This is a genomic window from Fulvivirga ulvae, assembly GCF_021389975.1.
Taxonomy (GTDB): Bacteria; Bacteroidota; Bacteroidia; order Cytophagales; family Cyclobacteriaceae; genus Fulvivirga; species Fulvivirga ulvae.
Genome location: NZ_CP089981.1, coordinates 4425296 through 4439920 on the forward strand (window position 1 = coordinate 4425296; position 14625 = coordinate 4439920).

13 protein-coding genes are annotated in these 14625 nt (G+C 40.8%); 5 read left to right on the plus strand and 8 right to left on the minus strand.

Annotated elements, in window-relative coordinates; all coding sequences use genetic code 11:
- Nucleotides 1–47 precede the first annotated feature (47 nt).
- From LVD17_RS18905 to LVD17_RS18915, 3 genes are read right to left on the minus strand one after another with little or no spacing between them, the layout of a single operon-like run.
- Nucleotides 48–584, minus strand: a complete 537-nt coding sequence (locus LVD17_RS18905) for a hypothetical protein (protein WP_233760571.1) — start codon at nucleotides 582–584, stop codon at nucleotides 48–50.
- 51 nt (nucleotides 585–635) lie between these two features.
- On the minus strand, nucleotides 636–926 hold the full coding sequence (locus LVD17_RS18910; protein WP_233760572.1) for a winged helix-turn-helix domain-containing protein: 291 nt from the start codon (nucleotides 924–926) through the stop codon (nucleotides 636–638).
- Nucleotides 927–931: 5 nt separating this feature from the next.
- Nucleotides 932–1507, minus strand: a complete 576-nt coding sequence (locus LVD17_RS18915) for a hypothetical protein (protein WP_233760573.1) — start codon at nucleotides 1505–1507, stop codon at nucleotides 932–934.
- Nucleotides 1508–1633: 126 nt separating this feature from the next.
- Between LVD17_RS18915 and LVD17_RS18920 the strand changes: the two genes are divergently transcribed.
- Nucleotides 1634–2221, plus strand: a complete 588-nt coding sequence (locus LVD17_RS18920; RefSeq protein WP_233767976.1) for a riboflavin synthase — start codon at nucleotides 1634–1636, stop codon at nucleotides 2219–2221.
- Here LVD17_RS18920 and LVD17_RS18925 read toward each other — a convergent pair.
- Together LVD17_RS18925 and hemF are read right to left on the minus strand one after the other, a co-directional pair.
- Entirely contained in the window at nucleotides 2218–2793 is a 576-nt protein-coding gene (locus tag LVD17_RS18925) for a phosphatase PAP2 family protein (RefSeq protein WP_233760574.1), read from the minus strand. The two genes, LVD17_RS18920 and LVD17_RS18925, sit on opposite strands and share 4 nt — an antisense overlap.
- Nucleotides 2794–2820: 27 nt before the next feature.
- Nucleotides 2821–3714, minus strand: coding sequence for an oxygen-dependent coproporphyrinogen oxidase (hemF, locus tag LVD17_RS18930; RefSeq protein WP_233760575.1), 894 nt, complete (start codon nucleotides 3712–3714; stop codon nucleotides 2821–2823).
- 207 nt (nucleotides 3715–3921) lie between these two features.
- Here hemF and LVD17_RS18935 point away from each other — a divergent pair, with 207 nt between their 5' ends.
- On the plus strand, nucleotides 3922–6024 hold the full coding sequence (locus LVD17_RS18935; protein WP_233760576.1) for an alpha-ketoacid dehydrogenase subunit alpha/beta: 2103 nt from the start codon (nucleotides 3922–3924) through the stop codon (nucleotides 6022–6024).
- Between the two features lie 194 nt (nucleotides 6025–6218).
- Here the strand turns inward: LVD17_RS18935 and tamL are convergent, their stop codons facing one another.
- Nucleotides 6219–8654 carry a translocation and assembly module lipoprotein TamL gene (tamL, locus tag LVD17_RS18940; protein WP_233760577.1) on the minus strand — a complete coding sequence of 812 codons (2436 nt, stop codon included), beginning with the start codon at nucleotides 8652–8654 and terminating at the stop codon, nucleotides 6219–6221.
- Between the two features lie 9 nt (nucleotides 8655–8663).
- Here tamL and LVD17_RS18945 point away from each other — a divergent pair, with 9 nt between their 5' ends.
- Nucleotides 8664–9434 carry an RNA methyltransferase gene (locus tag LVD17_RS18945; protein WP_233760578.1) on the plus strand — a complete coding sequence of 257 codons (771 nt, stop codon included), beginning with the start codon at nucleotides 8664–8666 and terminating at the stop codon, nucleotides 9432–9434.
- Here the strand turns inward: LVD17_RS18945 and LVD17_RS18950 are convergent.
- Nucleotides 9431–9970, minus strand: coding sequence for a YfiR family protein (locus LVD17_RS18950; RefSeq protein ID WP_233760579.1), 540 nt, complete (start codon nucleotides 9968–9970; stop codon nucleotides 9431–9433). The two genes, LVD17_RS18945 and LVD17_RS18950, sit on opposite strands and share 4 nt — an antisense overlap.
- A gap of 246 nt (nucleotides 9971–10216) precedes the next feature.
- Nucleotides 10217–13762 (minus strand): chromosome segregation protein SMC, encoded by a 3546-nt coding sequence (smc, locus tag LVD17_RS18955; protein ID WP_233760580.1) that lies wholly within the window; start codon nucleotides 13760–13762, stop codon nucleotides 10217–10219.
- A 108-nt stretch (nucleotides 13763–13870) separates the two neighbouring features.
- Here smc and LVD17_RS18960 point away from each other — a divergent pair, with 108 nt between their 5' ends.
- Nucleotides 13871–14176 carry a hypothetical protein gene (locus tag LVD17_RS18960; protein ID WP_233760581.1) on the plus strand — a complete coding sequence of 102 codons (306 nt, stop codon included), beginning with the start codon at nucleotides 13871–13873 and terminating at the stop codon, nucleotides 14174–14176.
- Between the two features lie 62 nt (nucleotides 14177–14238).
- Complete coding sequence (locus LVD17_RS28515) at nucleotides 14239–14370, plus strand: hypothetical protein (protein WP_255702483.1); 132 nt, start codon at nucleotides 14239–14241, stop codon at nucleotides 14368–14370.
- Nucleotides 14371–14625: the final 255 nt, after the last annotated feature.

The window sequence follows — 14625 nt, forward strand, 5'->3', positions numbered from 1 at the left end:
TTCACGCTTCAAAGTTATCATAAACGACTGGCATCAAAAATTAGTTACTATAGTTTTTTTAGGTCCATGTGAAAGAAAGGATACCATTGTTTGCCATCGGGTGAATAAAAGCCGTCTTCAACCCAGGTATCTGATGTGAAATTGATGACATATTTTATCGTAGCACCTTGCGGCGTATCAAACCACCAGGTTAGCGTGTTGCCTTCGAGTTTGGCCGAAGCCAGCGTATGATATCCTTCTTTGGTGTAGGCATTAAACTGGTACATATCTTTTTCCGGAGCATAATGTATAACACCATAGGCAGCAAATACTTCCTCGTCCGTTTGTGGGTTCTTTCCCAGACCATCGATCACCAGGAGCAGACCGCCAAGTTTGGTATATACGTTTTCCGTCTGGTTGATCTGATGTTTGGCTTCACGTCCCATTTGATACCATCCTGAACCTGACCATTTACCCTGCAGTGACTCCAGTTTCTGCATGGCATTGATTCTTGTGGTGTCGGGTTGTTGCGCCAGACAAATAGCCTTTCCCTGCATAATGAGTAAGATAATGGCCAGTGAAATTGCGTTGATTGTAGTTTTCATGACGTTATTATTTAAAGTAGTTTATTTTGTAAACCATAAATTCAAAAAAAATTATTTTTTTATGTATTGCTGAAGGGCGTTTACATATTCTTCAAAAGCATGAAGCCCTTTTTTTGTGATTTTACACGTGGTCAGAGGTTTTTTGCCTTTAAAAGTCTTTTCGACTTCAATGTATCCTGCGGTAGAGAGCTTATCTATCTGCACACTCAAATTACCTGCGGTGGCATTGGTTTTTTCCCTGATATAAACAAATTCAGCAGATTTAACACTGACCAATAAGGACATAACCGCCAGCCGGAGCTGGGAATGTAATAAAGGGTCTAAATCTTTAAAATCAGTCATAACGATTAGGGGTTATGTTTTTTGAGAATATAAGCTGGTATAAGATAGCCAAATACTATACCCACGGCCATGATCAGCGGTGAATACACTATTGGAAGGTAAAATGCAATGGGCGCAAATATCCAAAATGAACTGCCACCAATGATTAAAGGCTTGAACCTGATAATTAAACCCGTGATAAAAGTACAAAGTCCGGCAAAAAGCATGATCAAAGGTGTGATCTGAAAATTAATATGTTGCCCCGCAAATATGACTACTAAAATACTAAAGCCAAAGCCAATCCATGTCCACATGATCAAATTGTCGCTGTAGGTCTTGACTCTTGCCGCGCTGGCTTTTTTGTAGCTGTATAACATGGTTACAATCCAACCCGGAATACTAATGAGCCATACCATATAGGGTGCGGCATAATCAGTATACATATCCAGGTAAAAATGCGCCAAACTGGCTATCATGGCTATCCAGCCCCAGAACAGGAAGTAAAAAGCTCCCGCTTTTACATTACCTTGAGCTGTTTTGATCATCCGTGTGATGATCTCAAGGCTTTCCTCACTTGTTAAGTGTTCTTTTTCTTGTTTCATAACTATAAACTTTTTGTAAATATAAAGTAGTTTATTTTATAAACTAAATTTATGAAGAAAGGTTGCGCTCCATCGGTTTTTTTCTCGGTGAGGTTGGATTATCTTAGCGGAAAGAATAAAAAGCGCATGTTTACAGGAATAATTGAAGCTCAGGGGCTAATAAAAACAATTCAAACTGAAGGAACCAACAAACATTTTGAAGTTGAAAGTGCCATTTCTGATCAGCTAAAAATAGATCAGAGTGTTTCCCATAATGGGGTTTGCCTGACGGTAACGAAAGTAGAAGGCAACAAACATTGGGTAACAGCTATTGATGAAACATTGCAAAAGACGAATATCGGAGACCTAAAACCTGGGGAAAAGGTTAATTTGGAGCGTTGTATGCTTAATAACGGCAGGTTTGACGGGCACATTGTACAAGGGCATGTGGATCAGATTGCTACTTGTAAAAGCATCAAGGAAGAGGAGGGAAGCTGGGTGTTTGGTTTTGAATATGACTCTTCGTCAGGCAATGTAACAGTGGAAAAAGGTTCCATCACCATTAATGGTATCAGCCTTACTTGCTTCAATTCCCGGGAGAATGCTTTCAGTGTTGCTATCATTCCTTATACTTATGAGCATACTAATATGAAAGATGTTAAGGTTGGAAGTGTTGTCAACCTTGAGTTTGATATTATTGGCAAATACGTGCAGCGGCTTTTAGCTAAGGGCTAAGCTGTTTCAGGGTAATATTTATTTTTGACGACATTACTGAGCCGGAAAAATAAGTAACCCATTAAAGTTCCTATAATCGCTCCGGTGAGTATGTCGCCGGGATAATGAACCCCAAGGTAAATCCGCGAATAGGAGACAACAGCAGCCCAAATAAAGAGCCAGCCTATCCAGTGATACTTTTCCCTGAAAAGCAGGTAAAGAAAAGTAGTGAGGGCAAATACATTACCCGCATGCGAAGAAGCAAAACCATACCGGCCTCCCGTATATCCATTAACGATGTGTACCAGGCCTTCCAGCTCAGGGTCTCTCGATGGGCGATAACGTTCAAAGAAAGGCTTCATCACGCCTGAAAGTATCTGGTCAGAGGCCGCTATGGCCAGGCCAATTCCCACCAGCCAGATAACTGCTTTCCATTTATATTCTTTAACGATCAGGTACAGTATCCAGGCATAGAAGGGAATCCATATCAGCTTATCTGAGATCCAGTACATCACCTGATCCAACGCTTTCGTATGGAGTCCGTTCAGGAAAAGAAAAAGCTCCTTGTCAAGTTCTATGAGTGTTTCGAGCATGCTAATATAGTGATTGGTAATTCTGGTTTAAGCCCAGTTAATGTCTTTTTTCAAAAGCTCCAGAGTTTTTGCCTCTTCGGAATCATCCTCCGGTTTATGATCGTACAGCCAGTTAGCCTGTGGTGGTAAGCTCATGAGTATAGACTCGGTACGGCCCCCTGTATCAAGCCCGAATTTTGTACCTTTGTCCCATACCAGGTTAAATTCCACATACCTGCCTCGACGTATCATTTGCCACTGCTTCTCCCTTTCTCCATAGCTTATGCTTTTGTTTTTGTGCATAAAATAAGTATATATAGGAGCAAAGCTGCTACCGACCTCTTTTACAAAAGCGAACAGTTCTTCTTTTGATTTAGGCTGTTCAGCTCCGAGCCTGTCGAAAAATATTCCGCCAATACCCCTGGTTTCACTACGGTGTTTGATGAAGAAGTAGTCATCAGCCCACTTTTTAAATTTGCCATAGTAGGAAGAATCATGGTTGTCACAGACCGATTTGAGCTTTTGATGGAAGTATCTGGCATCTTCTTTATCTACATAATGTGGCGTTAGGTCGATGCCTCCGCCAAACCACCAGGTGCCGTTGGTCATTTCGAAATACCGTACGTTCATGTGGATTATCGGCACTCGTGGGTTTTGAGGATGTAAAACGATGGATACACCTGTGGCATAAAAACCGGTCTTTTCTAGCTTTAGTGCTTTGAGTATATTTTCGGGCGTCTCGCCATGTACAGCCGAAAAACCTACCCCACCTTTTTCAATAACTTCGCCATTGGCTATAGTCCGCGACCTTCCTCCTCCGCCTCCCTCACGTTCCCAAAAGTCTTCCCTGAATTTTGCCAAACCATCGGCTGTTTCAAGCTCTTTGCATATATTGTCCTGAAGGTTTTTAAACCAGTCTGTGATCTCATCTTTAGTTAGCATCCGGCAAAAATATTGAATCTATTTTATTTAACCTTTGTCTTTGGCCAGGTCTCTATTTCACTATTGATTTAAGTGGTGTAAATTCTAAAATCACACAGGTCTTTTTTTATAAATTCCGTAAATTCGCAAACGATTGTAAAACAAACGATCGTTTGTTTGGAGACAGACCCATTCAGAAATCTTAACAGAAGAAAAAAGTCAATATATATGCCCTCAACAAGAGAAGCTAAAGCCGAAAAGAAAGTTCAAAGACCGAAAGTAAACAGGGAGATCCTCCTTAAGGCCTACCAACTAATGTGCACTTCCAAAAGGATGGCCGAAACCTATGACGAAAATAAGGAGGTATGCAGCAAGTATGTACATAGCACATCACGGGGACATGAAGCCATTCAACTTGCAGCAGGCATGCAGCTTCAAAGCTATGATTTTGCATCTCTCTACTATCGTGATGAGTCGGTGTTGTTAGGTATAGGTTTGCAACCTTACGAATTGATGCTTCAGTTAATGGGGAAGGCTGATGATCCTTTTTCAGGAGGACGTACCTATTATGGGCACCCGTCGTTGAAGCGGGATGGTTTCCCTGTCATACCCCATCAGAGTTCTGCCACTGGTATGCAGGCGATACCAGCTACAGGTATGGCTCATGGACTGAAATACCTTGAAAGCCAGGGACTTCTTGAAGGTAAGGACAAACCGGTGGTATTGTGCTCGTTAGGAGACGGCTCGGTTACGGAAGGAGAGGTTTCAGAGGCTTTCCAAATGGCTGTACTGAAAAAGCTGCCGATAGTATACCTTGTTCAGGATAATGATTGGGGTATTTCGGCCACTGGTAAGGAAATGAGGACCATGGATGCCTATGAGTTCGCTGCCGGTTTTAAAGGTATGGAGCGGATGAGAGTGAATGGCTCTGATTTTATTGATTCTTTCCTCGGTATGAAGAAAGCTTACCAGTATGCCAGAGATCGTAAAGGTCCCATATTGGTGCATGCCAAATGTCCGCTTTTGGGGCACCATACTTCTGGTGTCAGAAAGGAGTGGTACAGGGGAGATGAAGATCTTAAGCTTCATGCCCAGACTGATCCGCTACCAATACTGGAAAAATACCTGCTGGAGACAGGTGAAACCAAAAAGCATCTGAAAGAATTGGCTGATACGGCCCTTGATACGGTTGTCAGGGACTATGAATATGCATTAAATTCTGCTGATCCTGATATCAATGATTTTGATAGCCATGAATTTGCGCAAACTCCGATAATCGAAGAAAAGGGCCTGCGGCGTCCTGAAGGTGCGGAGAAAGTTGTAATGGTTGATGCCGCCCTACATGCTGTGGATGACATTCTGAAGAACCATCCTGAAGCCTTGTTTTATGGACAAGACGTAGGAGGAACCCTCGGAGGGGTTTTTAGAGAAGCAGCTACCCTGGCACAGAAATATGGAGATGAAAGGATATTCAATACTCCTATACAAGAGGCCTATATTGTGGGGTCGACTGCCGGTATGTCGGCAGTGGGGGCAAAGGCCATTGTAGAAATACAGTTTGCCGATTATATCTGGCCAGGGATCAATCAATTGGTGGAGGAGTTGTCTAAAAGCTGCTACTTATCAAAGGGTAAGTTTCCTATTCAGTCATTAATCAGGGTGCCTATTGGGGCTTATGGAGGAGGAGGCCCTTACCATTCCGGTAGTATTGAGTCTACCTTGCTGAATATCAGAGGTATAAAAGTCGTTTATCCTTCAAATGCAGCTGATATGAAAGGACTTATGAAAGCAGCCTTTCATGATCCGAACCCGGTAGTGATGCTTGAACATAAAGGATTATACTGGTCTAAAGTACCTGGGACCGGTGATGCAAAAACACATGAGCCTGACAAGGATTATATTATTCCTTTAGGTAAAGCTAATAAAGTGTTACTAGCAGATGAGAGAAAAGTTGCTAATGGAGAATCTGCAGTTGTAATTACTTATGGCATGGGTGTCTACTGGGCCAAAGCTGCATCTAAAAAATATGAGGGCAGGATTGAAATCCTTGACCTGAGAACCCTTAATCCTCTTGATTGGGAAGCCGTTGAATCTTGTGTTAAGGAGCATAGCCGGGTCCTGGTGCTAACGGAAGAGCCACTTATGAACTCTTTTGCTGAGTCGTTGGCAGGAAGAATCTCCAAAGAGTGTTTTGAGTACCTGGATGCTCCCGTGCAGACACTAGGAGCTGCTAATTTGCCAGCCATACCATTAAATGTAGATCTTGAAAAGCAAATGTTACCTAATGCTGATAAAGTAGCCGATGTGCTGGAAACATTGCTCAGCTATTAACTGGATTTTATTATAAAAGATAAAGATGCTAAAGGGTGCTTAGGTTGATTCAGAAGCACCCTTTAGTATTTACAGGCTGAATTAATGCCTGTACGAAAACTAATTGTTCTCTTTGCAATGCAGGGGTTGAGTGCTTTAAAAACATCTTGAAATGTCAGAAATTCAATCTACTGAATTTCTGACACTTGATAAGGTTAGAAAGGATATCCGATACCAATGTTAAACACAACTGATTCCGCAGCACTTGGCGTGAAAGGAGGGTCATAATACCCTTTTGACAGGATAAAACGTTTTTCTTCCGACCTTGCCGGGTCGTAGATTTTAAGCCCTGCATCGAGTCTGAGTACCAGGAACGAAAAATCAAAGCGGAGGCCAAGGCCGGCACCCACGGCTATTTCTTTATAAAAACGATCAAATTTGAATTGGGAGCCTTCTCGCGAAGGATCTTCCTGTATGGTCCAGATATTTCCAAAATCAACAAACGCCGCATAGTCTATGAACCCGATAAGGTTTTTTCTTAGTTCTAGGCTTCCTTCAAGTAGTATTTCTCCCTGTTGTTCAAAGTTATAACTAACACGTACTTTGCCATCCGCAGAGTCAAGCGGTGTATATGATCCCGGGCCCAGCCGTCTGGGCCTCCATGCTCTGATCCCATTGCTACCTCCGGCAAAGAAGTATTTTTCATAGGGCAATATTCTATTGTCGCTGTAGGGTTTGGCTATGCCGGCATTAATCCTGTAGGCTATGGTGGTATTCTTATTGGCAGGATGTATCTTTCTGTAGTCTATATTGAACTTAATATACTTGTAGTACTCCAGGTTTTCATTTTCAAGCGTTTCTGTACCTATAAAATTAAGGGAAGTACCCCCGCTTTCTATGTATGTGCGGAAAAAGGATGAGTTGGTGAAATTAAGCCCGTAGCTGTTGAAATTCCATGTGGCACTGAGACTCATGCTGCTTACAAAGGAGGGTTTAAACGTGTTGATGAGCCTGTTTCCGTTTCTTTCCAGAGCCAGTAGTGTACCCAGAAAGGCTGAGTCCAGGTTAGAGTTGATAATACTCACATCGGTTGCTGTAAAGCTGAATAATCCCCGGTTCTCATTTTGCCATGAGTAAGTATTTGAAAAATTGGTGTTTTTCCTAACGTATTCAGGCCTGTCTGTATAGGTATAGCCTGCCAGTAACCGTGTTTTAGGATTTACCCTCCCCAGCTTTTCTTTTGCCCTGGTACTCAAAGGCAGTACGAACTGTGGAAATGTAAGGGTAGCATTAATCCCGGCCTCTACACTGGTGTACACATCATTTACTTCGGTAGCTGGGGCTACTCCTTCAATACCGATCCGCCCGTTAACTTCAAATATTTCCAGGCCTTTGAATACGTTTCTTTTCTTAAATGAAAGATTGTAAAATGGCCCTGGAAACCCCTGAGTTACATTGATACCAACTTCATTGGTCCATTGGTAGCGGTTCAAAGGGCTAGTAAATATGTTGGCTATAAGCTTACCCCCTGATGAATCATAATGAATATTAATGAAACGAAAATGGTCAAGGTTGGCCAGTTGTCGCTGCGTACTGAAAGTATTCGATTTACTATAAACACTATCTTTTTTGATGAAAACCCTTCTGTTGAGGATTTTTTCATTGTATTGATAATTATGGTAGCGGTAGGTAATACCCCTGTATTCCTTTTCCGTTCTCAGTGAGTCAGGTATGAGGCTTACATCTGCATCGGTAGTGAAGTTAACAGCGCCAACAGTAAAAACTTTATGATAACCCCGTTTCGAAGGTTTATTGATTACAGTTTGAATAGCTATCTTTTTATCACCTATTAGAGCGGTATCTACATTGAATTCTACATATTGTCGGCTAAAGTCAAAATATCCGTTATCTTTTAACAACAGATCAATTCTTTCCCTTTCCTTTGTTAAGTTATTTTGTTCATAATTCTCACCTTCCACCAGATAACTTTTATCCTTATTTTTCTCCAGTACTTTGCTTATTGTGCTGTCACCGGTTTGAGTGAAGAGGGTATCAATCCTGTATGGTTCTCCCTGATCCAGTAAATAGGTTATAGAAAGGCGCTTGTCTGCAATGTCAATGGCAGAATCTACTTTTGCCTGGAAATAGCCTTTGGAGTTTAGGTAAAGTTTCAGTCTTCCCATTGTTTGTTCAGCCAGGGAGGAATCAAATACAGCAATAGGTTCTCCCCATCGCATGAGTACATTGCCTTCCTGAATGGTTCTGTTGATCTTGGCTATTTTCTTTCTTTTTTTTCTTTCATACCGTTCAACCTTTTTCTTTTTATCTTTTGTCTTGGCAAGGGCTATTTTTGAATTCCATTTGGCTCTTACAGCTTCGCGTCTGGCCTCGTAGGCTGCAATATCATAGTTGTCCAGACCCCAATAGTAGAACCATACATAAGGAGAGAAAGGGATGATGGGAAATTGTCTGTTGGGCTCCTGCGCATATAGCTGGTCAAGTTCTTCTTTATCCAGGTTCTTGGCACCTTTTATTTTCTGTTTATACAACAATTTTTCACCATCTTTCAGATATTTGGTACCCAGACACCCTGAAGTGACTACACCAACAACTAAAAAAAATACTAGGTACAGGGCTATCCTCAAACTCAAACGCTAATTATGGTATCGAAAAGTAATGCGAAGTTCATCAAATCACTGCAATTAAAGAAATACAGGAAACAAGAACAATGCTTTTTGGTAGAGGGGGCAAAAAGTGTGCTTGAAGTATTAAATTCTGGTTATGAAATAAAGCAACTGATTGCTACGGAGGAGTTTATCAATAGTATTGCCGTGTTGGATCGCAATGATTTTGAAATTATTGCTACTTCAGCAAAACAACTAGGGGCCCTGGGAACATTAAAAACCAATGATGCAGCCATTGCAGTGGTTCGTATAAAGGCTCGGAAGGAAATAGAATTGTACTCAAATACCTGGATACTTGCTCTTGACGATATCAATGACCCGGGTAACCTGGGGACTATTTTGCGCATCGCTGACTGGTATGGGATCAAAGAGGTTGTGGCTTCAGTTCAGACCGCTGATTTTTATAATCCGAAGGTAATTGCTTCCTCAAAGGGATCATTCTGCAGAGTAGATATGTTTTATGAAGATCTGCCTGAATTTTTAAGTAAAGTTGAGTTGCCAATATATGGTGCACTGATGGAAGGAGAGGACGTTCATAGTACTCAATTTGGGCAGGGAGGGATACTGGTGATGGGAAATGAAGCTAATGGTATTTCCGGACAGGTTTTAAGTAAGGTAAGCAGGAAAATAACAATACCCCGTTATGGTAAGGCAGAGTCTTTAAATGTGGCTATGGCTACAGCCATTATTTGTGATAATATCAGGAGAAGCCACCAGGCTCCTCCTGAATTAGTTAGCCACAACTAAACTTCAATACCCATTTCCGTGAGTTTTGAAGATATTTTTAATGCTGATTTTTCAACAACTTTCTTGTTGATCTCAAATCTTAGTTTGCCGTCAATTGTGATGAGATTGATGGCGCTGCCACGTTTGCATAACCCTTCTTTTTCCGTAATGATTAATACCTTTTGACCATTGCTGCTATAAGCTTCAAACTCGGCACTGCTTTCATTGGGAATAAAGAGAATATCCGAGTGTTTTGTGGCTTCTCCTATTGTTGAAAATGATTTGATAACGATCTTTTTATTTGAACTGGAGCGGTCAGAGGCTATTTCATTAAACAGGTTGATCATTTCCTGGTTATCAGATAATATCCCGATAACAAGCTCTTCGCTGGCTTCAGGCCATTGGATATACTTGATCATCGAAAAGATTACAAGTCCTTTAATACGATCTTCTTTTGCGTTTCTTTCTTTTGTGGTAAGAGCGTTTGCATTTAAACTGGCTACGACGAACAGTACTAGCGTCATATAAGCAGAGATGTTGGTTTGGATAGATTTCATTTGATATAATGTTTGGTTGAAAATGATATATCAAATTTGGCATCTAAAAAGGCCATTTCTATCAGGGAATTTCTGAATGTTAAATTTCAGGGAAACTCCTTTCAAAAAGTAAGCCTGGGGCAAATTTTCGATACTTTACCGGAACATATTAATCTGCTAACAGACGCTCCGGCATCAATCTCAGGGTTCACCCCGAGATCGGTTCTGCAAAAATTGATGATAAATGAAAGAGTATACTCATGGATACTACTGATCTGCCAGCTCCCGCAGGTCAACAGGCACCACTCTTGATACACCTTGTTCTATCATAGTGATACCGTAGATTACGTCGGTGCTGGACATAGTACGCTTATTGTGCGTTACAATGATGAACTGCGATTCTTTTGAGAATTTCTTTATGATTTGGTTGAATTTATCAATGTTGGCATCATCCAAAGGAGCATCCACCTCATCAAAGATACAGAAGGGTGCCGGTTTTAACAGGTAGATCGCAAAAAGCAGGGAAGTGGCTGTTAAAGTTTTCTCACCTCCTGAAAGCTGGTTAATGGTCAGAGGGCGTTTACCTTTGGGTTTAGCTATAATCTCAATGCTTGATTCAAGGGGATTTTCAGGATCACTCAGCCTCAGGTCACAATCATCCTCTTCAGTGAAAAGACTTCTGAAAACTTTCATGAAGTTTTCCTTTATTTTTTCATAGGCTTCAATGAAGGTCGTTTTTGCTACGGTATCTATCTCATCAATGGTGGTAAGCAGTGATTCCTTGGCTTTAAAAAGGTCTTCTCGCTGGGAAGTAATAAAGTCGTTTCTTTCTTTGATTTCCTGGTAGGCCTCCATAGCCATAGGGTTGATTGGCCCCATTTTCTCAAGTTTGTCCTTGATTTTAGCTACATCCTCCTGCAAGGTATATTCATCAGGTGTTTCTTCGGTTGTTACCTCAGCTTGCTCTTCCTCCATCAGCTCATCCAGTTTGATATTGAACTCGACTGATAGTCTTTCCTTGACGGAGCTTAGCTCAAGTTTTGTTTCATTGAGTTTGTTCTGAAGCTCCATGAGCAATGTATCGATACCCTCACGGTTCCTTTGTATCTCTCTGGCAGACTTATCAATCTCGTCGATATCCCCCCGGGCTGCATAGTACTCTTTTTCAGCTTCATTTACTGCCTGCTCGATACTTTCTTTTTCATCGTACATACCGATCAGCTCATCGTCGCTGGTTTCCGCCTTTTCTACGAGTTGCTTGATCTCAGTTTCATTTTGCTTCAGCTCTTCCTGATTTTTCTCTATCCTTGCTTTGCTGCTTTCAAAAGCATCCTGCTTATATTCTATTTCCTGTTCAACACTCTTTACCCTGTTTTCCTGCTGATGATAAAAGATATTCTGTTCATTAAATGCCGATGATTTTTCTGCCAGCAGCTCACTTTGTTCGTTCAGGTCTGAGATCAAATGGCTGAGCCTGATCTCTTTTTCCTGTTGCTCCTTTTCTTCTTTTTCGGCGTTGGGTTTATCTTCGGCAATAGCCTCTGTAAGCTCTTCTATCTTGGCGATAATATCTTCCTTGCGCATATCAGCATCAGAAAGCATCTGGCTGAACTGTTCTTGCTTGGTTTTAATGGAAATGTACTCTTCATTGATCAGCTTGATCTCTTCCCTCAGCTCTTCAATTTCATTTTTTCTAGTACTACCCTTTAGCTTTTCCAGCTCTTTTTGCTTTTCGCTGAGGCTTTGCTGTACTTCACTTAGTTTTTTAGAGAGCTGCTTTATTTCCTTGTCTAGCTTCTCCAGGTTTTTTGCACGTCCTATCTTCTTTCCTTCAAAAAGACCTACCGACCCCCCGGAAATGCTGAACCTTCGTCGCGTAACCTTACCACTTTTGGTGATGAAAATATTGTCATCATCCTGAGGTATATTTTTATAGTCACCTTCCAGGATATAAACCCTGTCCAGAATGTGCCCCATTAATTTCCTGTACTTACTGTCATATTCCATGATTTCAGTGGCAGGGAAGGCGTTGTCGTACAGTCTGGTATCGGATGGGGTAAACTTCTCAAAGGAATCCAGAATGAAGAAATTGGCTTTGCCCTTGGCTGCATCACTTAAAATATTGATCGCTTCATAAGCCTCTGCTTCCTGATCAACTACATAATAATTAAGGTATGGTTCCAGGTAATTCTCTATAGTCACCCTGTATTCATCATCACAGGTGAGTATATCAGATAGGAGGGGAGCATTCTTTTTCCATCCTGTTTTTTTCTTTAAGAATTTGATGGCCTCGGGAAAGCCTTCGAGATTCTCGACCAGAGATTTGGTTAGATTATACTCATTTTGTCTGGCATCAAGCTTCCTGTTAGTTTGGGTAAGCTCTTCCCGGATTACCTCGATGGTTTTAGTGGTTGACTCCATCCTGTTTTGAATGTCTTCCTCCGAAGCCTGCAGTTTCTGTTGCTCTTTGTTTTTTACAGCCAGTTGCTCAGACAAGGCATTAACCTTCTTATCGAATTCTATTAAGCTGGCACTCTGCTGGCTGGTATCCGTGGCTGTTTTTTCAAGCTCCTGTTTTAAGCTGGAAAGCTGTAGCTCTTTGATTTCAACAGATTTTTTTAATTGGTAAACCTCTTCCTGCTTATTCTTCTGAATTTTTCGCAGGGTATCTGTTTCCTCCTGTAGTTGAGAGGTTTTCCTTTTCTGGATTTCGTAATCCTCCTTTAGAAAGGCAACCTTTTGCTCAATTTCATTCAGTATTTTCTGGGCAGAGCTTCTTTCATGCGTAAGACTTTCAACACTGAATTTGGCCCTTTCATTACTTTTCCGGTCTTGCTCAATCTGGTCTCTCAGGCTTTCGGATTTGTCATTTAAAAACCTCAGACGTTCATTTTTAATCTTTTTTTCGCTCTCGTATTGCCTGATCTTGTTTACATGCTCGTTGAGCGTCTTTTGTCTGGATGCCAGAGTTTTCTCCTTATTAATAAGATCTGCCTTCGACTTTTCCAGGCTAGCCTCTTTTTCACTGACCTGTTTGTTGAGGCTTATCTTTTTGTCATTTTCTGACTCAATCTGTTTTCTAAGCTGTTGATAGCTCTCCGTGTGTTTGCTTATGGTAAGCTTTGCCAGGAGGATACTTGACCTTTTATACTCTTCTTTTAGTTTATAATATTTTTCAGTCTGCTTGGCTTGCCGCTCAAGAGACTTCATATTTTTTTCTATTTCATACAAGAGATCCTCTACACGCTCAAGGTCAGCATCAGTATCCTGTAGCTTTTTGAGGGTTTCTTTTTTCCTTTTTTTGAATTTCGATATTCCTGCAGCCTCTTCAAATAACCCTCTTCTGGAATTATCCTTGTCATTAAGGATGTCATCCACCATTTTTAGTTCTATGATAGCGTAACTGTTGGAAGCAATACCTGTATCAAGAAAAAGGTTGGTAATATCTTTTAACCTGCAGGTAACACCATTCAGCAGATATTCGCTTTCACCGGATCTGTAGTAACGTCTGGTGATCGTTACCTGGGAGTATTCTGTAGGTAGTAAGTTTTTAGTATTATTAAAGGTGAGTGAAACTTCAGCAAGCTGCGTAGGCTTACGTTTTTTAGTGCCGTTAAAAATTACATTTTCCATCTTTTCAGAGCGCAATGTTCTGCTGCTCTGTTCTCCCAGCACCCAGCGGATAGAATCAACAATGTTTGATTTTCCACACCCGTTTGGTCCAACGATCCCGGTAATACCTTCATCAAAGTTTATCGTTACCTTATCACCAAAACTCTTAAAACCCTTGATCTCTAGCTTGGAAAGTTGCATTCACTTAAAACTAATTAAAAGATTTGATTGCCCTGATGCTAACTATAGCATTTTTAATCAAAGCAAAGGCAACAAATTTAAAATTAAAAATGATAAATTTGTTAAACCATGGATGTCGAATTAATACTTTATATCATATTTATTGTTATTGCCATTCTTTCGAGGGTCTTAAAAGCTAAGAAAGAGGGCAATCCACCAACCACATCAGACCAGGGAGGATCTATAGATTCTCCCGGGAAAAAACAGAAAAAACACTCACCTTTGAAGAGCTGCTCAGGGAATTTACAGGAGAAGAAGCTCCTCGTAAGCAAGAGCCTGAAGAGACGCCCCCATACTCTTATGAAGAAGAGGTCTATTCTTATGAAGATGAATATGCCGATGATGAAATTCGGGAAACTTATAGCAGGTCTGTAAATGAGGCCAAGAAGCTGAAAACAATTGACGAACTCGTAAGCCTGGATGAACCATTGGAAAGAATGGAACATTTTAAGCCATACGAAACGGAGGAAGAAAATTCGGTTGCAGGCGAGGTTTTGGAGATGCTTCAGGATGAAGAAGGAGCGCGCAAAGCGATCATCCTTAGCGAAATCATCAATAGAAAATACTAATTTTAATTAATTTAGTTCAATCAAACGTTATTTCTGAGTAAATATTGTGTAAAAACTGGGTTTTTTATTACGAAATATTACTCATATGACTAAATTGAGCCTTTGATAAGCATTACTATTTGAAAAAACCAATTAAAGATACATCTTTACTTTTTGATACTATGTCGGAATAGTACAATATGTCTGTAGTCGGTTACTTTAATTTTTTTAACTATATATATTGAAAACTTTTTAAATTATGTCCTATCAGGCGCG

Bases quoted from the DNA above. Each gene is read 5' to 3' on its own strand.
- LVD17_RS18905 (WP_233760571.1), bottom strand. From the start codon at position 584: ATGAAAACTACAATCAACGCAATTTCACTGGCCATTATCTTACTCATT.
- LVD17_RS18910 (WP_233760572.1), bottom strand. From the start codon at position 926: ATGACTGATTTTAAAGATTTAGACCCTTTATTACATTCCCAGCTCCGG.
- LVD17_RS18915 (WP_233760573.1), bottom strand. From the start codon at position 1,507: ATGAAACAAGAAAAAGAACACTTAACAAGTGAGGAAAGCCTTGAGATC.
- LVD17_RS18920 (WP_233767976.1), top strand. From the start codon at position 1,634: ATGTTTACAGGAATAATTGAAGCTCAGGGGCTAATAAAAACAATTCAA.
- LVD17_RS18925 (WP_233760574.1), bottom strand. From the start codon at position 2,793: ATGCTCGAAACACTCATAGAACTTGACAAGGAGCTTTTTCTTTTCCTG.
- hemF (WP_233760575.1), bottom strand. From the start codon at position 3,714: ATGCTAACTAAAGATGAGATCACAGACTGGTTTAAAAACCTTCAGGAC.
- LVD17_RS18935 (WP_233760576.1), top strand. From the start codon at position 3,922: ATGCCCTCAACAAGAGAAGCTAAAGCCGAAAAGAAAGTTCAAAGACCG.
- LVD17_RS18945 (WP_233760578.1), top strand. From the start codon at position 8,664: ATGGTATCGAAAAGTAATGCGAAGTTCATCAAATCACTGCAATTAAAG.
- LVD17_RS18950 (WP_233760579.1), bottom strand. From the start codon at position 9,970: ATGAAATCTATCCAAACCAACATCTCTGCTTATATGACGCTAGTACTG.
- smc (WP_233760580.1), bottom strand. From the start codon at position 13,762: ATGCAACTTTCCAAGCTAGAGATCAAGGGTTTTAAGAGTTTTGGTGAT.
- LVD17_RS18960 (WP_233760581.1), top strand. From the start codon at position 13,871: ATGGATGTCGAATTAATACTTTATATCATATTTATTGTTATTGCCATT.
- LVD17_RS28515 (WP_255702483.1), top strand. From the start codon at position 14,239: ATGGAACATTTTAAGCCATACGAAACGGAGGAAGAAAATTCGGTTGCA.